Below are 20,156 nucleotides of genomic sequence, written 5' to 3'. Positions count from 1 at the left end.
TTGATCCAACTAAAGCTTTCATAGTGATTGTAGCACAGTTTCACGATTGAAAATTAGTAAAATTTAGTAAAAATAAGTAAAAGTTTAATGCTGGTATTACAAGAAGGCCCTTACAGGGAGGTCTTGAGCTCACCAAAGTCCACCTGCTGGTCAAGGTACTTAAATAACAGTCCTTCGCGTAAGCCGCTATTACTAAAACTAATCTCATTAATTGACAGCTGCCGCATCAACGAAATCAAGGGTAATAATCCGCCCACAATCACGTCTGCCCGGACTTTCGTAATTCCGCGAATCCCTGCCCGAGTCTGACGGTCAACCTCCAGCAACTGCCGCATAATCAGAAAAGCTTCTTGCGCCCGCATTGTTAAGCCGTGAACCGGCATTACTTCATTCGGACTAAGGGCTTGCTGCCACCGATAGACCTTGGCTAAGGCTCGGTTGCACCCTCCTAAAGCAATGATCTTCGTCTGGCGCATCCGGTTAAGCCATCGTTGTTGTAACAGGACTTCATCAATCCGGACCATCGCATCAAAAAGGTCGGCAGGGTTGATTTTGTCCTCAAGGTGGTAAGTCTGCGAAATCGTGACCGACCCGATCGGAATGCTGACCGTTTCTTCTGCTTCACCGTTATTAACGGAGATGAGCTCCATACTAGCGCCACCAGTATCAATAATTAGCCCCTTATCAAGGGGCAGCGTCCGACTGACCCCGACATAGTCAAGGTAGGCCTCCCGTTCTCCGCTAATGACATGGATATCAAAGCCCGTTGTCTGGCGCACTTTTTCTAAAAATTGACGCTGGTTTTGTGCTTGACGGACTGCCGCCGTTGCTACCGCCAAAATCGTCAAATCCTTATCACGGTAACGGTCACAAATCGCCCGAAATTCTTCTAAGGCCGCGATTGTCCGCTTCATTGGTCCTTGCTTAAGGAGCTTTTCAGGGCCGATATTGGAAGCCAAACGGACATACCTTTTCTCGTATTGAACCGTTTCATAATTTCCCGCTCCCTGAATCTTCGTTATCTTAAGCCGGACGGAATTGGAACCAAGATCAATAATTGCCAAGTGCTTTTCTTTGACCATTGTCTACTCATCCTTTCGATCATCGAGGTGGAGGTTGGAAACATGGCGGCTCAAGGTTTCAAAGACCGCCGAAAAATGCTTCTGCGCCTTTTTCTCTTTCTTTTCTTCTTTATTTAGTTTGACTGCCTGCGCAACAAAATACTCCTGCGAGTTAAACGGGGCCGCTGATCCGCGATCAATTCGCTCATAATGGTCGCCCACTAATTTGCGCGCCTTGACATTGTCTTTCCACATCATATCAAAAATATGGATTGCGTGCGCCTTGGTATCATTTTGGGTTACTGGATATAATTCCTCGACCCGCCGATTGAGGTTCCGCGTCATCATATCTGCACTGGCAAGGTAGACTTCTTCGTGCCCATTGCTCTTAAAGTAATAAATTCGTGAGTGTTCAAGGAACCGGCCAACAATCGAGTGAACTTCGATGTTGCCGTGGAGTTCCGGTAAATCATTCCGTAAACAGGTAATTCCCCGAATTAGCAGCTCAACTTTGACCCCGTTAGCTGCCGCGTCGTATAACCGGGCAATAATTTGCTTATCAGACAATGAGTTCATCTTCATCCGGATTAAAGCCGGATTACCGTTCTTGGCGTTTTCAATCTGCTCATCAATTTTAGCATTGATAAAACTCCGAATCCCATCGGGCGAGACCCGCAGTTCATTAAAGTAGGCTGGCCGGGCAAATCCCGAAAGCATATTAAATAAGTTGGTCATGTCAATCCCCAGTTCATGGTCACAGGTAAATAACCCCATGTCGGTATAGAAGTGGGCTGTTACATCATTATAGTTTCCAGTCCCGAGGTGCATGTACCGTCGCAAGCCATCTTCATCGCGCCGAATAACCAATGCAACCTTACAGTGGGTCTTCAAGCCGACTAACCCGTAGATAACGTGGCAGCCCATCTGTTCCAGCCGTTGGGCCCAGCGGACATTATTCTGCTCATCAAACCGAGCCTTAACTTCAACTAGGACGGTCACTTGCTTCCCTTGTTGCGCCGCCATTCCCAGATACTTAATAATTGGCGAATTACCAGAAACCCGGTATAAGGTCATCTTAATCGCCAAGACGTCCGGATCAACCGCGGCCTGATGGATAAAGTTGACTACCGCTTGAAAATTATCATAAGGATGCTGCATCAGGTAGTCTTTTTGGCGGATCGCGGTAAAAATATTATGCTCCATATCTAAGGCCGGGTCTAAGTACGGCTTGTATGGCGGGAAGCGTAAATCGTCATGACCATCAACCATTCCCGCTAGTTTTTTCAAAAATGTCAAATCAACCGGACCGTCCACTTCATAGAGGGACCGCTCACTAACATGCAGGTTATCGATTAATTGCTCCTTTAGCCAGTCGTCAATTGACCGTGGAACTTCTAACCGCATGACGCGGCCGTGTTCCCGTTCACGAAGCTGGTGTTTCACCGCCCGTAATAGGTCAGAAGTATCCTCTTCGGCAACGTCCAGATCCATATCCCGCATTACTCGGTAGGAAGCGGTGGCAAGAATCTCGTAACCGGGAAAGAGGGCGCTAAGAAATTCCGTAATAATTTCATCAATCAAGATAAAATTATTTTCCCCCGGCAGGCGGACCAGCCGCTTATAAATCTCTGGTACCCGCACGGTCGCAAACTTAATATCCGCTTCCTGCCGGTCATCATGCGGCTCTGTCTGGCGCCGATGGACTTCCTGATCGCCTTCTAGGATTTCTTCTTGTCGCTGGGTAGTTGGTCTTATTCGCCGCCGTAATTGGATGGCGATATTCAATGAATTATTTGAGATAAAGGGAAATGGTCGCGAGGCATCATCAGCCATCGGCGTAAGAACCGGCATTAATTCATCATTGAAATACCGTCGAATAAATTCATACTGTTTTTCGTTTAATTGCCGAATGTGCAGAATCTGAATATTATTTTCCGCTAGCTCGGGGATGATCTGCTGGTTATAGACCTCATAACGTTGTCTGACCATCCGGTGTTCTTTTTCGTTCACCGCATCGAGCTGTTCTTCAGGCGTTAATCCAGAAGCATCAGTCGTTGTTACTTTAGCGGCTGCTAATTTATGAAGGGAAGCGACCCGCACCATGAAGAATTCATCAACGTTACTCTGGGTAATCCCTAAAAAGTTAGCCCGTTCAAGCAAGGGATTCGCCGCGTCCGTTGCTTCGCCTAAGACGCGACCGTTAAAATCGATCCAGCTCAACTCACGGTTAACATAATTTTGTGGTTTGTAAAAATCCTTATACATGTTAATGATTACTCCTCTCAGTCAGCACTGGTTGAATGCCATATACATCCCTAAATAACTGCGACTTTTGGCTAAATGACCATTTCTCTAAGACGAGGTCATCGTTAGCCGTGGCCTTGATAATCAAACGGTCATCCCCCACCAGTGTCAGCTTAATATTTGAAATCTTTTGCAAGCGTGAATCATCCAACGCATCGACAAGCCGTAAAATCGCGGCCAGCTTAGCCACCGGCATCTGAATATCATTATCGAGGTGGCGGTAATGGGCCTGGCTAATATCTGGCGATTCGGCACTATGGTAGCGGGCAACCTCCGCAATAATCCGGTTATCCTTATCAGACAGGCCAATCAAGGGCGTTGCTTCCATAATGTAGGCCGAATGACGGTAATGGCCCCGCTGGTTAATAAAGTTGCCAATATCGTCAATCCGACTGGCTATCTCTAACAGCAAGCGCTCATGCTGGCCAAGGCGGTGGATCGGTCGTAACTGGTCAAATAATTGCAATGAAAATTGGGTCACAAAATCACGGTGGGCCGAGTCAACCCCGTACCGTTCCGAAATATTATCCGCCGCCGTCCTAATCATCCTATTGATCTGCCGCCGCGTCTGGTCATTGTTGACCCCGATACCATGGGAAATCCCATCCATCGTTGAAATATCAGTTACGTACAAGCCCGCGGGTTGGATTAAGCGTACAGTCCGGGCGGTTACCAAGTAATTAGGCAGAAGCAATTCAAACTGCTGGTCATCAATTTGAATATTTTTCACCAGCCCGTCCTTCGCCGGTGTCAAGATCTTTTGGTAATCATCATGGAATTCGGCCAGCGGTACTTCCGCGATCTGCTGACCATGGGGCAAAAAGAGCTTATTAAGGGCTAGCGCGTTTTGGACCATCATCACCGTGTGCTTTTTCTTCGTTAGCTCAGGCGTCAAGTATTCCAATTTGCTGCTGATATAGTCCTGAATGATCTCGGTCGGGTTAGTCGCCGTCTTCCGCAAACGGCTAACAAGGTGGCTGATCTTCGCATTGCCTAAGTCAATATCCCATGCCCGCTCAAAGCTCCCGTGATGGAAATAGGCCAGCGTCGTAGAACTCAGACCAATGCTAAGGAGGTACATATTATGCCTGCTCAGCTTGTCGAACTCCGGCAAGAGGGTCAGTAAGTAGCTCATTGACTGGGCCATTAACTGGTTGTTGTTGAGCCACTCGATTTGCAAACCGGTCCGCACTTCTAGCTGGTCAGTAACATACCGGGCAGTTACCGGATCGAGGTCTTCGAAATCCCCGTAAAATTTAACCGGACTAGCCTGATAATCCTTAATAACCTGTTTAAATCCTTCGATGTTACTAACAATCGCCGCCATATTTTCCGAATAATTAGCAACCTTTGCTTTACCAATATTTAAGAGGCCTGATCGAACATTGTTTACCACCGTTAATGTTGGTATTTCGACAATTCGCAAGCTTACTTGATCAGGCTCCAAGTAAATTATCGCCGTCAATGATCTTTTCACGTCAACTCACTCCTCATATTTACTACTATTCATAGAATACCATCTTCCCCCGCTCGGCTCTACAAAAAACGAGGCTGGTGAAAAAACTAAAGTTTTTTTCCAGCCTCGTGGTGGTTATTTCGTGACCTGCACGCAAGTTACAAAATAATTACTATATTTTAATACCATTTTATTTCTGCAATCGCGGCTACTTGGTCGCCCATGGCAATTTGGTGATAGCTTGTCGCTTCGTCTGCCGATGGTTGATTTACCCGACTCTTGATTGTTTCGCCGTCCCGTACTTCTTGGAGGTACTGCAGGCTAAAAGACCGGAGCTGGTGTCCTTGTAGGAACTCCCGCCCGAGCGGATCAAGGAGCCAATCAAAGTACCGCGCATTATTTACGTGGTGGTTAGCATCAAGGTCAAAGTACCGCACTCGGTATTCCTGCTCAACGACAGCCACTGTTTCCACCAGCTTATGTGGACGTTTCAAGCGAGGAATCCGTTTTACTAACGGCGATTTGAACGGCTCAATCAATGCTGGCGGGATTGATTCCATCCGGCGCGTCTTTAAGTTCATAAAGACAAAGATGGATTTGAAGCGCGCGTACTCGACCTGATGTTCCTTATCCATCACCCAAAACTCCCGAACCGCAAAGAAACGATTATAGGCTACTGCCCGGGTACCGAGGATAATCGTTTCCCCAAAGTGTGGCTGGTCATTATTGAGCTGACCTTCATACCCGCTGACGACCCAAGTGCCACCAGTCGTTTGAACTTCATCAATTCCCAGTCCCAGACTCATACTATGCTCATCGGAGACCATGGAGATCATGCTTAGCAGCATACTCATACTCGGATGACCAGTCTCATCACATTCATAATATGTTAGCAAGTGGGGCATTTCAAAAGTTTGGGCATCCTGTGTTAATTTCATTTTCTTCTCCTACAATTGGTGGTACTGCTTATATAGTTCTTGACGTTTGACATGGTTTTGCTTAGCAACAAGCTTAATTGCCGCGTTAGTCGAAAGGCCTGTAAGGATTGCCTGGTCGACCTGCTCTGTCAATGATAATTGGGAAGTTGCGGGCGTTGCATCAGCCGGCTGGTCATTTCCTGCGACGAGGATCACAAATTCACCGCGGGCTTGATGCTGGTCATACCATGCTAGTACTTCTGCGAGCGTCCCCCGCGTGAATTCCTCATATCGCTTGGTCAGTTCGCGGGCCAGGACAATGCGCCGCTGGTCACCAAAGACCTCGGCCATCGTAGCTAATGTTTTCTTTAAACGGTGGGGCGCTTCGTAAAAGATCATTGTCTCTTCACGATTTTTCAGCTTTTCTAAGGCCGTAACCTGTTGCTGGTGCTTGCGCTCTAAAAAACCAAAAAAATAAAACGGCTGGGGGACTAACCCCGAAGCAATTAAAGCCGTTAACCCAGCATTAGCCCCCGGAAGCGGGATCACCGGCAATCCTGCTTTTACAGCGGCTGCCACTAATTCCTTACCCGGATCTGAGATAGACGGCATCCCGGCATCGCTACACTGGGCAATTGAAAGGCCCGCTTTTAATTTTGCAATTAATTCGGGCACCCGTTGTTCTGTATTATGCTCATGAAAACTTATTTGCCGCGTAGGAATCTCAAAATGATTTAGCAACTGCTGGGTATGCCGGGTGTCTTCTGCTGCGATCAAGTCGACTTCCTTGAGAGTTTTAATTGCACGAAAAGTCATATCATCTAAGTTGCCGATTGGGGTCGGCACAAGATAGAGGCTCCCCGGCTGGTGTTCACTAAAACTACTAATTTGCTGCATGATTCCTCCTATTTCGCCATTCCTTGGTCGTGACCAAAAATAGCATCAAGACAGAAAGTACACGATTCATTCGGCGCTAACCGTTTGCCATAATATTCGCTGCAAACATGAAAGCCTTGTTGGTACAATTCTTTCAAATTTTGCCGTGACCCAGACAAGTGGTTATCGTTATGCTTTGGCTGCTGTTTCTTTACTACTTGACGGAGATGCTCGTTTTCAATCGACAACTCAACGTTTTCTTCGAGAATTGCGGTTATTTGGTCTTGCAGTTGCTCCATATTGCTAACAAGGTCACGCGTTTGTTGCATTACTTGAGCAAAACGTTCATAAATATTACTTGAATTATGCTGTTCACTCATTTTCTCGCCCCTATCTAGCACTTAATGTCTGTACAAGTTTGATTGTCAGTTGTTCGACAATATTTTGGAAATTAATGTTTTGCTCGAGCAGGTGGCGAGTCGCTAAGGTTAACTGACTCGCTGCTAATAATTGCTGAGCCGGGTGTTGGCTGACGACGGCCTGCATTTCACCTAAAATATTATTAAAGTGCAACCGATCGGGAGCATTAATCCCCGTTGCCAGCATTAACGTATCCCGCCAAATCAGCGTAATTAAGTCCAAAATAATCTGCTGTTTATCACGATCAGCCGCTACTTTTAGAAGCAATGTCTGCACATCAACGAACCCAAGCATATCACCCTTAGCAGTATCCTTATACCACTGCACAACTGCCTTAATAGCCTCGTCAAACCAGCCATCTTCTTGCCATTGCTCAATAGTTGCCACCGAATCGGTAATCCCAACTGCAATCTGGCGCTGGGTTGAGGAAATATCATGTTCGGCTAACACTTTTAAAAGAGCTTCTCTTTTTAATGGCGACAATTCAATTACCTGCGTCCGTGATCGAATCGTCGGAAGAACTGCACTCTTGTTAGTCGTCAACATTAGGATATAAACACCAGTGCCTGGTTCTTCGATGAACTTTAAGAGGCTATTAGCAGCTCCGTTGGTCATCTTGTCGGCATCTTGGATAATAAATATTTTTTTATTTCCTTCGACAGCGCTTTTAGTAAATTCTGCTTTAAGGCGCCGAATCTCATCAACCTTAATCTGACGGCCGGCCGGAGCTGCGTAGACAATATCTGGATGGTTGCCAGATAAAATCCGCTGACATTCAGGACAAGTCAAGTCCGGCTCATTATCTTCCGGATGAAGGCAAAAGAGCCGCAATGCTAACCACTTGGCAATTGACATCTTGCCTGCTCCTCCTGGCCCAACTAATAGGTATGCATGGGCAAGCTCCTTATTTGCTAAGATTTTTTGAAAACGGGCCACAATCGTTGGTTGTAATCGTTCAGCCCGTGTCCGTCCTTGTTCAGCCACCCATCTCACCTACTTTAAAATTTAATGAAATCCTCGATTGGTAAAACGAAGACCGTTGCGCCACCAATCTTTACGTTAACAGGGAAAGCCGAACCGCCCTCAACATCCATATGCATTTGCGAAGTAACGTATTGTTCACGCGATTCAGCGTTTTTCTTAATCACATCAAGAACTTCTTGAACCCGGTCATCTTCAATCCCGATTAAGAAAGTCGCGTTCCCTTCCCGAAGGAATCCACCAGTAGTAGCTAACTGCGTCATGTGAATCTCGGCCTTATTAAAGGCTTTCCGCAAGCGGTTGCTATCCTTTGATTGAACAATTGCAATAATCATTTTCATAATTAATCACCCTTTTCGTTAAAATAACTCTGAAAACCGGTCATGAATTGTTGTTTTTACATCGTTAATTACAGTTGGCAGCGGCTGGCTCGCGTCAATCAGCTTAATCCGCGCTGGATGTCGTTGCTGGAGACGTAAGTATGACTGGCGAACCGTTTGGTGGAAGGCCAGCTTTTCCTTGTCAAGACGGTTAACTTGGTTGGCGCGGTGCTCTGCAATTCGCTGCAAGCCTAATTCTGATTCAATATCAAGGTAAATCGTAAGGTCCGGCATCAAGCCGTCAATTGCAAACTGGTTAATCTGCCAAATTTCTTGTTCACCAAGTCCGCGTCCTGCCCCTTGATATGCAATTGAGCTATCGACATAGCGGTCGCATAAGATCGTCTTGCCTGCTTTTAACGCTGGAATTATCTCGGAAACAACCACTTGGCGTCGGGATGCTGCAAAAAGCAACGCTTCGGTTCGCGGGTCCATATCAGCGTTCTGGTTGTCAAATAACAACTGGCGAATTTCCTCTGAAATCCGACTCCCGCCCGGCTCACGAATGTACTTTACCGCTTCTTTGCCTAACTGTTGTTCAAGATCTTCTTGGATTTGCTGAATGACACTCGTCTTGCCAGCGCCATCTGGTCCTTCAAATGAAATAAATTTTCCGTCCATTATACTCTCCTAGCGGTCAATAACGCCTTGATTTAACGTTCCATGTACTTTAAATTTGCGGGCAATCTTATACAAGTACAAAAATTTCTGCTCTTGAATCCGTGAACGGTAGTGAAGCTCACTATTAACGTTTGCTTCGTATACGGCCCGCTCCGTCTCACGTGCATGGTCCCAGCTAGCCTTCGTAGAATAAACCGCATCGAGGAGCCGTTCATTTCGCTGGTGTTCAACTTCATTTGATGCTCGTCTAAAAAACATGCTCTTACATCTCCGTCCGCCCTTGAACTGCCTTAAATAGTGTCATCTCATCTGCATAGTCAATATCAGCACCAACAGAAAGACCGTGGGCCAACCGCGTCACCTTGATACCGGCCGGTTTGATCAGCTTAGCAAGATAACCGGCCGTTAACTCACCATCAGATGATGCATTCGTGGCAATAATGACCTCTTTTACTTCATCATCTTTCTGCAGCCGTTTGAGTAAGCTCGTGATATTAATATCCTCTGGGCCTGTCCCTGCGACTGGGGAGATTACGCCTTGTAGGACATGGTAGAGGCCATGGTATTCGCGCATCCGTTCCATTGCCATAATATCTTGTGACTGCTCAACAACCAAAATTTGCGAACGATCCCGTGTCTTATCCCGACAGATCGGGCACGGATCATCCTCGGTGATATTACCGCAGATGCTGCAATCATGCAGGTCGCGCTTTGCCGATAAAAGCGACTTAGCAAAATTTGTCACGTCATCTTCTTGCATACTCAATGTATAAAAGGCCAGACGGGTAGCTGTTTTTTGACCGATCCCTGGCAGCTTAGTATAGCTTTCGATTAACTTAGCTAATGGCTCTGGGTACTGAATCACTTTTTACAACCCCATACCTTGTGTGTACTTGCCAAGCTTTTGTTGGGTGGCATTGCTTACTTGGCTCATTCCGTCCTTAACAGCAGCAATAACCAAGTCTTGCAACATATCAACATCATCAGGATCAACTGCTTCTGGGTTAATCTTTAAATCAATTAATTGGTTATCCCCGCTAAAAGTAGCAGTTACCATATCATCGGGAGCCTTGCCAACAAATTCTTGTTTAGCAAGTTCTTCTTGTTCTGCCATCATTTTCTTTTGCATTGCTTTAGCTTGCTTCATCATTTGTTGCATATTCATTCCACGCATCATAATATCATCCATCCTTTTCTAATTATCTTCTACTTTTACTATCTCGCTGCCAAACATTTTTTGGGCAGCCGCCACCTGTTCGTCTTGAACGGGGGCTTCTTCAGTCGGTGCGTCCTCTTCTGATGGTAGCGGCGGTTCACCACTAGAAGCCGGAGCTGCCGCGCTAGCCTGACTCTGCGGCGTGCTAGACGGCTTGCCAGCTGACGAACTCTTTTTACCAAAGCCGTGACCCTGCAGAAAGTCCTTTCTGATTTGCGGCCACTTATCCTTCGGCACAAACACAACTTGGCGTTCGTTCCCCGTTAAGCGTTGCAAGGCATCTTCCATATTTTTTAAGAGGGTCATGTCATCCGCTGCTTGCTGGAACAAGAAGGGATAATCGAAGGCCACAATGATGCCCACCGCACTCGCGGCAACGGGTTGCGATACATGCAATAAGGATCGTTGCGGAACCGATAGCATATTTAGCATCTCGCCCCATAAGTCACGCACCTTAATCAAATCTTGCCGGGTTGCATTTTCAAGTACCGGGTAGACTTTATTAATATTAACATGAACTTTCTTTTGCTGAACTCGCGGCGGCTCATTTTTTTGCCGAACAGGGGTTGCTCGACCATTGTTAGCAGGTGCTGCTTGCAATTGTTTAACCGTCTGCTGTAATTGCTGGATCTCTTGTTGCAGGTGTTTGATGGTGTCATCTGCCACGTTAGGAGCGGCGGCAGGCTGGCTAGTAGCGGACGCCGGCGTTGCTACTGTTTGCTTGACCTGCGCTAACTTAATCGTTAAGACCTCTAAGTACACATCGGGATGAGTCGTAAACCGCATTTCTTCTTGAATATTGTTTAGCTCATCAATCATCTGGTAGAGGACCGCTGATGGCGCCAGCTGAGACAGTTGCTGAAAGTCAGCCTCTTTTAAGCCGGTACTTTCAACATTGATTAATGTCGGTGACTCTTGGTATAGCAAGACATCACGGATAAACGAGATCAGGTCTTCAATGAAACGCTGCCCATCCTTTCCTTCCGCCAAAATGTCTTTCATTGTATCTAAGGCCGTTGCCCCCTCATGCTGACAGACTTGTAAAAAGTACTGTTTTAACAATTGTTTGGTAACGCTGCCAGTAACTAACAAGGCGTCATCAAGGTTTACCGCATTATCACTAAAGGAAAGTACTTGATCCAGGATACTCAAAGCATCCCGCATCCCTCCTTCAGCGGCATTTGCAATCACCCATAGGGCTTTTTCATCGTATGTCACCTTTTTTTGATCGAGAATATACTTCATCCGGTCAAAGGCATCCTGAGACGAAATCCGACGAAAGTCAAACCGCTGTACCCGGGAAATAATCGTCAACGGGATCTTATGCGGTTCAGTCGTCGCAAGGATAAAAATCACATTGGCAGGCGGCTCTTCAAGTGTCTTTAACAACGCATTGAAAGCCCCTGTCGACAGCATATGGACTTCATCGATAATATAGACCTTATAATCGGCCTGCGTTGGCGCATACTTTGCCTTATCCCGAATATCACGAATCTCTTCGACACCATTATTAGAAGCCGCATCAATCTCAATAACGTCATTGAGCTGACCATTAGTAATCGCCTTACATGTGGCACACTCATTGCAGGGTTCCCCATCTTGGGAATGATGACAGTTAACGGCCTTAGCAAAAATCTTGGCTGCTGAGGTCTTCCCTGTCCCCCGCGGACCGGCAAAGAGGTATGCATGACTAATCTGGTGAGTAATAATTGCGTTTTTTAGGGTTCTTGTAACAACTTGTTGACCAATAAGATCATCGAATCGTTGCGGCCGCCAAACACGATACAACGCCTGATAGCTCATCGCCAGACTTCCTTTCTGAATTTAAAAATACTATACAATATTATACAAGGAATTAGTCCCATAAAGTAGGAAAAATATTTATTATTTATTTTAAGAATTGTTAAGCAGCGTTTGCTATAAAAAAAGACCTGCAGCGAAAGGCTGTAGGTCAGCTTGAATATCAATAAAACTTAGAGCACAAGGCACATCATACTTAGTGCTGCTTCCTTCCAGACCTGACACGGTTCGTAAGCATACCCTTGCTCTAAGGCCTTACGGCAAATAGTATAATACACTATTTTTCACTAAAATGCTAGGGGTTAGTTTTATTTTTCCGGCGCGCTTCCTTTCGGCGCCGTCTTATTTCCCGAAAAAAACTTTTTAGCATTTGACTGCACTCATCCCCGAGAATCCCAGAATAGACATTCACCTGGTGGTTCAGCCGCGTGTCATTTAACAAGTGATATAAACTATCGACAGCTCCTGCTTTAGGATCAGCTGCTCCGTAATAAACGTTTTCTATCCGAGCATTAATAATTGCTCCGCTACACATAATGCACGGCTCAAGGGTGACGTAAAGGTCACAATCTTCCAGCCGCCAGCTATGTAAATTCGTGCATGCTTCCATCATTGCGAGCATCTCCGCATGATAGGTAACATCTTGAAACTTTTCCCGCATATTATGTCCCCGCCCAATTACTTGACCATCATGAACAACAACGGCCCCAATTGGTACTTCATCTAAAACTTTTGCCTGTTGTGCTTCAGCTATCGCCATCCGCATAAATTTTTGCTGGGCTAGTAATGATGAATTATTTTTTTCCATTTATTTTCTCCATTTACTTAAAATTATCCTGCTTTTCAGTGTATAATATTAATTTGGTTTTTCAAATTGATTTAGGCTTGACCAATCACCTGCTTATAATTTTCACAAAAAAAGTTTCACAGGTGGCAATTCCAGTATTAAGCACTATATATTGTGTTTCACTATTTTCTCAGCACGAAATATAGTGCTTTTTTGATTGATTTTTTTAAATTCCCCGCTATACTAGAAAACATCGATTAACGTTTAGGAGGCTAATTAAAATGGTAACTGTCTTTTCCAAAAATAACTGTATTCAATGCAAAATGACCAAGCGTTTTTTAGAACAACACAAGATTGCATTCGTTGAACATAATATAGATGAACAACCAGAATATGTATCCCAATTAAAGTCTGAAGGCTTCATGGCGACCCCAGTAGTGAAGCTTCCCAATGGCAACGCATTTTCTGGTTTTCGTCCCGACCAACTAAACCAGCTTGCCTAATCAAATAGCATTGACAATCTTGCCAGGCAGCAATCCTCATTGTTGCGCTGGCTTCTTTATTGGCATAATTAAATTATCTTAGAAAGTGAGTTATTAACATGGCATTATCAGACATTGATATGACAAAGGTCAAATACTACGACTACAACAACGAGGTAAACATCCCGAAAAATGGGCAAATTCAGCTTGATAAAGATAAAATGGCCCTTGAAGATTTTATTAAAGAAAATGTTGAACCTAACACGAAACATTTTTCTTCTCTTCAAGAACGTTTTCAATGGTTAGAAGATAACGACTACATTGAAAAAGGGTTCATGAGCAAGTACAGCACTGAATTTATCGAAAAGCTGTACGACTACCTCAAGGATCAAGACTTCCACTTCCACTCCTTTATGGCCGCTTATAAGTTTTACGCTCAGTATGCACTACGGACTAATGATAAGGAATATTACCTCGAAAACTATATTGACCGGGTTGCCATGAACGCGCTGTATCTTGCCAACGGGGACGAAGAGTTAGCGATGCAACTGGCTGACGAGATTATTCACCAACGCTACCAACCCGCTACCCCGACTTTTCTTAATGTTGGCCGGAAGCGACGGGGAGAATTTGTTTCCTGTTTTGCAATCCAAACAACTGATGATATGAATACGATTGGACGGACTATCAATTCGGCCCTCCAGCTATCTAAAATCGGTGGCGGGGTCGGAATTAACCTCAGTAATCTTCGTGAAGCCGGTGCTCCGATCAAGAAAATCAAGGGCGCTGCTAGCGGGGTTGTGCCAGTAATGAAATTATTAGAAGATAGCTTCTCATACTCCAACCAATTAGGTCAGCGTCAGGGAGCCGGGGTTGTCTACCTGAGTGTTTTCCATCCCGACATTATTGAATTTTTGGGTGCTAAAAAGGAAAACGCTGATGAAAAGATTCGGTTAAAGACCCTTTCCCTTGGAATTACGGTTCCTGACAAGTTCTATGAGTTAGTCGAAAAGGATGCAGATATGTATCTCTTTAGCCCTTATGACGTAGAACGCGTCTATGGCGAGCCATTCTCCTACATCGATATTACGAAAGAATACGATAACTTAGTTGCAAATGATAAGATTCGCAAGAAAAAGGTTAACGCGCGGGATCTTGAAGACGAAATCAGCAAGTTGCAACAAGAATCCGGTTACCCATATATTATTAATATCGATACTGAAAATCGCGACAACCCAATTAATGGTAAAATTGTGATGAGCAACCTTTGTTCGGAAATTGCTCAAGTCCAAGTTCCAGCACGGGTAAACGATGACCAATCATACTCGGAAATGGGAATTGATATTAGTTGTAATCTTGGTTCAACTAACATTGCTAACATGATGGAAAGCCCTGACTTTGGTCAATCAATCAAGGCCATGATGCGCGGACTTACCCGTATCAGTGATGTTGAAGACCTTGATGTTGTCCCAACGATTCAAAACGGAAACCGGCTTGCGCACTCTGTCGGCTTAGGAGCAATGGGGTTACATAGTTACCTCGCCAAGCACCATATTCAATATGGAAGTCCGGTAGCAATTGAATTTACCGGAGTCTACTTCATGCTCTTAAACTACTGGTCCCTCGTTGCATCAAACGAAATCGCCAAGGAGCGGCACGAGACTTTCCATGATTTTGAAAACAGTAAGTATGCGGACGGTTCATATTTTGATAAGTACGTGACAAAAGATTGGGGACCACAATCTGATGTTGTAAAAGAATTATTTGCCGGTATCTTTATTCCTGGAATTAAGGATTGGCAAAAGCTCAAAGAAAATGTCATGCAAGACGGCTTATACAACCAATACCGACTTGCAGTAGCACCTAACGGCTCAACATCTTACATCAACGATTCCACAGCCAGTCTTCATCCGATTATCAACCGGGTAGAAGAACGGCAAGAAAAGATGATTGGGAAAATTTACTACCCAGCACCTTACCTTTCAAATGACACAATGCCTTACTACCGTTCAGCTTACGATATGGATATGCGGACGGTAATTGATACCTACGCTGCCGCTCAGCAACACGTCGATCAATCACTTTCCATGACGCTGTTCATGCGGTCAACTATTCCTGCCGGCCTCTATGAATGGAAAGACGGTCGGACTGATAAGATGACCACCCGTGATCTTAATATTTTACGGCACTATGCTTACAAGCGCGGAATCAAGTCGATTTACTATATCCGAACATTTACCGACGACAGTGATGAAATTGGGGCAAATCAATGTGAAAGCTGTGTAATTTAGGGCATGTTGGAATTTGATTTAAATGTAGTGCACTGGTAAACTTGATATTATGTATAATTGACTTCTTGGCAAGTTATTTCACCTGCCAAGAGTAACCTGTTTGGAGGAGCGCAATCAATGAAATTGGAAGAATTTAAACCTGTAAATCATTACGATGCGATCAACTGGAATGAAGTTTCCGATATGATCGATAAAGCAACTTGGGAAAAACTGACAGAACAATTTTGGCTTGATACACGGATTCCTGTTGCCAACGATATGGATGATTGGCGCGAACTAGATGACGATCACCAATGGACTGTTGGTCATGTTTTCGGTGGCTTGACCCTTCTTGATACTGTCCAGTCAGAAGCAGGATTGACTGCTCTTAAAGAAGACGTTAAAACTCCACATGAGACTGCTGTTTTAAACAACATCCAATTCATGGAATCAGTTCACGCCAAGAGTTATTCAACAATCTTCTCAACCCTTAATACTCCTGACCAAATTAAGGAAATCTTCGAATGGTCTGATACTGAAGAATATTTACAAAATAAGGCTGTTAAGATTGCTAATATGTACTTAGACCCAAGCCAGGACCCATTAAAGAAGAAAGTTGCTAACGTGTTCTTGGAAACTTTTCTATTCTATTCTGGTTTCTATACTCCTCTGTACTATCTTGGTCATAATAAATTAAATAACGTGGCGGAAATTATCAAGTTAATCTTACGTGATGAATCTGTTCACGGTACTTACATCGGTTACAAGTTCCAAGTTGGCATGCGTGACCGGACTGAAAAACAACAACAGGATATGAAGGACTGGATGTACAACTTCCTATACGAACTTTACGATAACGAAGAAAAGTACACCCACCTGCTTTACGATCAAGTTGGCTGGACTGACGATGTTTTAACCTTCATTCGGTACAATGCCAATAAGGCCTTGATGAACCTTGGTCAAGACCCGCTATTCCCTGATACTGCCTCTGATGTTAACCCTGTCGTTATGAATGGTATCTCTACTTCAACTTCTAACCATGATTTTTTTAGCCAAGTCGGCAATGGATATCGCATGGGAGCCGTTGAAGCGATGAGCGACAGCGATTATGACGTTAAAGATCCAAACGCTGGCAAAGATAAAAACGCCCGCGACTAATTAATAATAAGTTAAATAGCCATTATCCTTAACCGGGTAATGGCTATTTTGTTTAAATTTTTAAGTTGTGAAATCGATATATAACAAATTTATCTATCACTTTTTTATCATTGTGAAATACAATGCAAGTACATTGATTTAGCAAAAATCACTTATCAAGTATTCCAAAAATAATACCAATCTTTTTTACTATTCTACCAGTATTATCAGCTCAACAATGTAAGCGAATTCAATATTTATAACCATTGTTTAAAGGTTCACAAAGGTATTTACAACGCAAAAAAATGTAGTAATATTATACATGTTCAAAGGTTAACAAAAAAAGAATTGAAAAAGGAGATTTCAATTATGCCTGCTAACAACAAGAAACAAGTTGAAAAAAAAGAATTAACTGCTGAAGAAAAAAAGCAAAACGCTCAAAAGTTAGTTGACGATTTAATGGCTAAGAGCCAAGCTGCTTTCGAACAGTTGCGTTACTACTCACAAGAGCAAGTTGACAAGATTTGTCAGGCAATGGCCCTCGCTGCTGAAGAACACCACATGGACTTAGCCGTTGATGCTGCCAACGAAACTGGTCGTGGAATTGCCGAAGATAAGGCTATCAAGAACATCTACGCAAGTGAATACATTTGGAACAACATCCGTCACGATAAGACTGTTGGTATTATTGAAGACAACGATGAAGACCAAACTATCACAATTGCTGATCCTCTTGGTATTATTGCTGGTATCGTTCCCGTTACCAACCCAACCTCTACCACTATCTTCAAATCAATCATTAGTGCAAAGACGCGGAATACAATTATCTTTTCATTCCACCGTCAAGCAATGAAGTCATCCATTAAGACCGCAAAGATTCTCCAAGAAGCGGCTGAAAAAGCTGGTGCGCCAAAGAACATGATTCAATGGCTTCCTGAAAGTAGTCGTGAAAACACTACTGCCTTACTTCAACACCCTAATACCGCTACTATCTTAGCAACTGGTGGTCCTTCCCTTGTTAAGGCAGCCTACAGTTCTGGTAACCCTGCCCTCGGTGTTGGTCCTGGTAACGGTCCTGCCTACATCGAAAAGACTGCTAACATCGAACGGTCAGTTTACGACATTGTTCTTTCTAAGACTTTCGATAACGGAATGATTTGTGCTACTGAAAACTCAGTTGTTGTTGACGAAGAAATCTATGACAAGGTTAAGGAAGAATTCCAAAAGTGGAACTGTTACTTCTTAAAGCCAAATGAAATTGACAAGTTTACTGATGGCTTTATTGATCCAGACCGTCACCAAGTTCGTGGTCCAATCGCTGGTCGTTCTGCTAACGCAATTGCTGATATGTGTGGAATCAAGGTTCCTGACAACACTAAAGTTATCATTGCTGAATATGAAGGTGTTGGTGACAAGTACCCACTTTCAGCTGAAAAGCTTTCCCCTGTATTGACAATGTACAAGGCTACTTCTCACGAAAACGCCTTTGATATCTGTGCTCAATTATTGCACTACGGTGGTGAAGGACACACTGCTGCTATCCACACCCTTGATGATGACTTAGCTACTAAGTACGGTCTTGAAATGCGTGCTTCACGGATTATCGTTAACTCACCATCTGGTATCGGTGGTATCGGTAACATTTACAACAACATGACGCCATCCCTTACTTTAGGTACTGGTTCATATGGTAGCAACTCAATTTCACACAACGTTACCGACTGGGATCTCTTAAACATCAAAACAATTGCAAAGCGGCGTGAAAACCGTCAATGGGTTAAGATCCCCCCAAAAGTATACTTTCAACGCAACTCACTAAAAGAATTGCAAGATATTCCAAACATTGATCGGGCATTCATCGTTACTGGTCCTGGAATGAGCAAGCGTGGTTACGTTCAACGGGTTATCGACCAATTACGTCAACGTCAAAACAACACTGCTTTCTTAGTATTTGACGATGTTGAAGAAGATCCATCAACAAACACGGTTGAAAAAGGTGTTGCGATGATGAACGACTTCAAGCCAGATACAATCATTGCCCTTGGTGGTGGTTCACCAATGGATGCAGCAAAGGCTATGTGGATGTTCTACGAGCACCCAGAAACTTCATGGTACGGTGTTATGCAAAAGTACCTTGATATCCGTAAGCGTGCTTACCAAATCAAGAAGCCTACTAAGTCTCAACTTATCGGTATCCCTACTACTTCTGGTACTGGTTCAGAAGTTACACCATTTGCGGTTATCACTGACTCTGAAACCCACGTTAAGTACCCGCTTGCCGACTACGCATTGACACCAAACATTGCGATTGTTGACTCCCAATTCGTTGAAACTGTTCCTGCAACTACTACTGCTTGGACTGGACTTGACGTTTTATGTCACGCTACTGAATCATACGTTTCAGTAATGGCAACTGACTACACTCGTGGTTGGTCATTACAAACAATCAAAGGGGTAATGGAAAACCTTCCTAAGTCAGTTCAAGGTGACAAGTTAGCTCGTCGTAAGATGCACGACTTCTCAACGATGGCTGGGATGGCATTCGGTCAAGCATTCTTAGGAATTAACCACTCCCTTGCCCACAAGATGGGTGGAGCATTTGGCCTTCCTCACGGTTTGCTTATTGCTATTGCAATGCCACAAGTAATTCGTTTCAATGCGCAACGTCCACAAAAGCTTGCCCTCTGGCCACACTACGAAACTTACCATGCTACTAAAGACTACGCTGATATTGCTCGCTTCATTGGTTTGAAGGGTAACAGTGATGAAGAATTAGCTGAAGCATACGCTAAGAAAGTTATCGAACTTGCTCACCAATGTGGTGTTAAGTTAAGTTTGAAGGACAATGGTGTTAAGCGTGAAGACTTTGACAAGGCTGTTGATGATCTTGCCCGTCTTGCTTACGAAGACCAATGTACTACTACTAACCCAGTTGAACCACTTGTTAGCCAACTCAAAGAATTACTTGAACGTTGCTACGATGGTACTGGCGTAGAAGAAAACTAATTAACTAATTTAAGCCTAGTTTCACAGAATTGTGTGACTAGGCTTTATTAGTTTAATGATTTGATATTACTTAAATAACATAGTAAGCCAGTTATTAAATTCCAATAACTAATTCACATAGAAACGTGTTAGAAGCGTGTTTTGGACTTTATCTTCACGCCTCATCGATACGTGACCAATTTATACAAAGAACAAATAGAGCTCCAAAGTTCGGATTTTCCGAGCTTTGGAGCTCCTTTACGTAGTGTGCTTTAACTAAGAAATGCATTCAAGCTACAATTCCTTTTATCTACAAAATTAAATGATATAAAAACATATTATTATTTTTTGTACAGAAAGCGCTTGCATTTTATTCCATTGGCGCTATACTTTAAATTGAAATAAGAAATATAGTTTCTTATTAAGAAATGAATAAATATTACAAAGAAGGTATATTTATGGC

Annotated in this window: 18 protein-coding genes and 1 other RNA gene; 4 read left to right on the top strand and 15 right to left on the bottom strand. The window is 43.9% G+C overall.

Annotated features, from left to right (window positions below; genetic code table 11):
• Positions 1–110: 110 nt before the first annotated feature.
• The 15 genes from DTK66_RS07365 to tadA form a co-directional block, all read right to left on the bottom strand.
• Positions 111–1,082 carry a Ppx/GppA family phosphatase gene (locus tag DTK66_RS07365; protein WP_153930471.1) on the bottom strand — a complete coding sequence of 324 codons (972 nt, stop codon included), beginning with the start codon at positions 1,080–1,082 and terminating at the stop codon, positions 111–113.
• 3 nt (positions 1,083–1,085) lie between these two features.
• On the bottom strand, positions 1,086–3,326 hold the full coding sequence (locus tag DTK66_RS07360; RefSeq protein ID WP_153930472.1) for an RNA degradosome polyphosphate kinase: 2,241 nt from the start codon (positions 3,324–3,326) through the stop codon (positions 1,086–1,088).
• Between the two features lies 1 nt (position 3,327).
• On the bottom strand, positions 3,328–4,842 hold the full coding sequence (locus tag DTK66_RS07355; protein ID WP_191668256.1) for an exopolyphosphatase: 1,515 nt from the start codon (positions 4,840–4,842) through the stop codon (positions 3,328–3,330).
• Between the two features lie 158 nt (positions 4,843–5,000).
• Complete coding sequence (locus tag DTK66_RS07350) at positions 5,001–5,759, bottom strand: acyl-[acyl-carrier-protein] thioesterase (protein ID WP_153930473.1); 759 nt, start codon at positions 5,757–5,759, stop codon at positions 5,001–5,003.
• A 9-nt stretch (positions 5,760–5,768) separates the two neighbouring features.
• The gene (gene rsmI, locus DTK66_RS07345; RefSeq protein WP_191668255.1) at positions 5,769–6,635 is read right to left on the bottom strand and encodes a 16S rRNA (cytidine(1402)-2'-O)-methyltransferase; all 867 of its coding nucleotides are present in this window, start codon (positions 6,633–6,635) and stop codon (positions 5,769–5,771) included.
• 8 nt (positions 6,636–6,643) lie between these two features.
• Entirely contained in the window at positions 6,644–6,994 is a 351-nt protein-coding gene (locus DTK66_RS07340; protein ID WP_153930475.1) for a DNA replication initiation control protein YabA, read from the bottom strand.
• A 10-nt stretch (positions 6,995–7,004) separates the two neighbouring features.
• Positions 7,005–8,018 (bottom strand): DNA polymerase III subunit delta', encoded by a 1,014-nt coding sequence (gene holB, locus DTK66_RS07335; protein WP_191668254.1) that lies wholly within the window; start codon positions 8,016–8,018, stop codon positions 7,005–7,007.
• A 14-nt stretch (positions 8,019–8,032) separates the two neighbouring features.
• Positions 8,033–8,356, bottom strand: a complete 324-nt coding sequence (gene darA / locus DTK66_RS07330) for a cyclic di-AMP receptor DarA (protein WP_153930476.1) — start codon at positions 8,354–8,356, stop codon at positions 8,033–8,035.
• 18 nt (positions 8,357–8,374) lie between these two features.
• Positions 8,375–9,016: a dTMP kinase gene (gene tmk / locus DTK66_RS07325; RefSeq protein WP_153930477.1), complete on the bottom strand. Its 642-nt coding sequence runs from the start codon at positions 9,014–9,016 to the stop codon at positions 8,375–8,377.
• Positions 9,017–9,025: 9 nt separating this feature from the next.
• On the bottom strand, positions 9,026–9,274 hold the full coding sequence (locus DTK66_RS07320; RefSeq protein ID WP_191668253.1) for a YaaL family protein: 249 nt from the start codon (positions 9,272–9,274) through the stop codon (positions 9,026–9,028).
• Between the two features lie 4 nt (positions 9,275–9,278).
• Positions 9,279–9,881 carry a recombination mediator RecR gene (gene recR / locus DTK66_RS07315; RefSeq protein WP_191668252.1) on the bottom strand — a complete coding sequence of 201 codons (603 nt, stop codon included), beginning with the start codon at positions 9,879–9,881 and terminating at the stop codon, positions 9,279–9,281.
• Positions 9,882–9,884: 3 nt separating this feature from the next.
• The gene (locus tag DTK66_RS07310; RefSeq protein WP_153930479.1) at positions 9,885–10,193 is read right to left on the bottom strand and encodes a YbaB/EbfC family nucleoid-associated protein; all 309 of its coding nucleotides are present in this window, start codon (positions 10,191–10,193) and stop codon (positions 9,885–9,887) included.
• An 18-nt stretch (positions 10,194–10,211) separates the two neighbouring features.
• On the bottom strand, positions 10,212–12,035 hold the full coding sequence (gene dnaX, locus DTK66_RS07305; RefSeq protein WP_191668251.1) for a DNA polymerase III subunit gamma/tau: 1,824 nt from the start codon (positions 12,033–12,035) through the stop codon (positions 10,212–10,214).
• A 159-nt stretch (positions 12,036–12,194) separates the two neighbouring features.
• Positions 12,195–12,292: signal recognition particle sRNA small type (gene ffs, locus DTK66_RS07300), an RNA gene on the bottom strand.
• A 35-nt stretch (positions 12,293–12,327) separates the two neighbouring features.
• Positions 12,328–12,840: a tRNA adenosine(34) deaminase TadA gene (tadA, locus tag DTK66_RS07295; protein WP_153930481.1), complete on the bottom strand. Its 513-nt coding sequence runs from the start codon at positions 12,838–12,840 to the stop codon at positions 12,328–12,330.
• 260 nt (positions 12,841–13,100) lie between these two features.
• Here tadA and nrdH point away from each other — a divergent pair, with 260 nt between their 5' ends.
• From nrdH to adhE, 4 genes are all read left to right on the top strand, one after another.
• Positions 13,101–13,322, top strand: coding sequence for a glutaredoxin-like protein NrdH (nrdH, locus tag DTK66_RS07290; protein WP_153930482.1), 222 nt, complete (start codon positions 13,101–13,103; stop codon positions 13,320–13,322).
• A gap of 98 nt (positions 13,323–13,420) precedes the next feature.
• Positions 13,421–15,592 carry a class 1b ribonucleoside-diphosphate reductase subunit alpha gene (gene nrdE, locus DTK66_RS07285; RefSeq protein ID WP_191668250.1) on the top strand — a complete coding sequence of 724 codons (2,172 nt, stop codon included), beginning with the start codon at positions 13,421–13,423 and terminating at the stop codon, positions 15,590–15,592.
• A gap of 117 nt (positions 15,593–15,709) precedes the next feature.
• Positions 15,710–16,729, top strand: coding sequence for a class 1b ribonucleoside-diphosphate reductase subunit beta (gene nrdF / locus DTK66_RS07280; RefSeq protein ID WP_191668249.1), 1,020 nt, complete (start codon positions 15,710–15,712; stop codon positions 16,727–16,729).
• A gap of 348 nt (positions 16,730–17,077) precedes the next feature.
• Positions 17,078–19,714, top strand: coding sequence for a bifunctional acetaldehyde-CoA/alcohol dehydrogenase (gene adhE / locus DTK66_RS07275; protein WP_153930485.1), 2,637 nt, complete (start codon positions 17,078–17,080; stop codon positions 19,712–19,714).
• The last annotated feature ends 442 nt before the right edge of the window (positions 19,715–20,156 follow it).

Source organism: Limosilactobacillus walteri (genome assembly GCF_014830205.1).
GTDB lineage: Bacteria > Bacillota > Bacilli > Lactobacillales > Lactobacillaceae > Limosilactobacillus > Limosilactobacillus walteri.
This window is presented reverse-complemented; position numbering and strand designations above follow the sequence as displayed.

Coding starts and splice junctions, on each gene's coding strand:
- DTK66_RS07365 (WP_153930471.1), bottom strand. CDS start 1,082: ATGGTCAAAGAAAAGCACTTGGCAATTATTGATCTTGGTTCCAATTCC.
- DTK66_RS07360 (WP_153930472.1), bottom strand. CDS start 3,326: ATGTATAAGGATTTTTACAAACCACAAAATTATGTTAACCGTGAGTTG.
- DTK66_RS07350 (WP_153930473.1), bottom strand. CDS start 5,759: ATGAAATTAACACAGGATGCCCAAACTTTTGAAATGCCCCACTTGCTA.
- rsmI (WP_191668255.1), bottom strand. CDS start 6,635: ATGCAGCAAATTAGTAGTTTTAGTGAACACCAGCCGGGGAGCCTCTAT.
- DTK66_RS07340 (WP_153930475.1), bottom strand. CDS start 6,994: ATGAGTGAACAGCATAATTCAAGTAATATTTATGAACGTTTTGCTCAA.
- darA (WP_153930476.1), bottom strand. CDS start 8,356: ATGAAAATGATTATTGCAATTGTTCAATCAAAGGATAGCAACCGCTTG.
- tmk (WP_153930477.1), bottom strand. CDS start 9,016: ATGGACGGAAAATTTATTTCATTTGAAGGACCAGATGGCGCTGGCAAG.
- DTK66_RS07320 (WP_191668253.1), bottom strand. CDS start 9,274: ATGTTTTTTAGACGAGCATCAAATGAAGTTGAACACCAGCGAAATGAA.
- DTK66_RS07310 (WP_153930479.1), bottom strand. CDS start 10,193: ATGATGCGTGGAATGAATATGCAACAAATGATGAAGCAAGCTAAAGCA.
- dnaX (WP_191668251.1), bottom strand. CDS start 12,035: ATGAGCTATCAGGCGTTGTATCGTGTTTGGCGGCCGCAACGATTCGAT.
- tadA (WP_153930481.1), bottom strand. CDS start 12,840: ATGGAAAAAAATAATTCATCATTACTAGCCCAGCAAAAATTTATGCGG.
- nrdH (WP_153930482.1), top strand. CDS start 13,101: ATGGTAACTGTCTTTTCCAAAAATAACTGTATTCAATGCAAAATGACC.
- nrdE (WP_191668250.1), top strand. CDS start 13,421: ATGGCATTATCAGACATTGATATGACAAAGGTCAAATACTACGACTAC.
- nrdF (WP_191668249.1), top strand. CDS start 15,710: ATGAAATTGGAAGAATTTAAACCTGTAAATCATTACGATGCGATCAAC.
- adhE (WP_153930485.1), top strand. CDS start 17,078: ATGCCTGCTAACAACAAGAAACAAGTTGAAAAAAAAGAATTAACTGCT.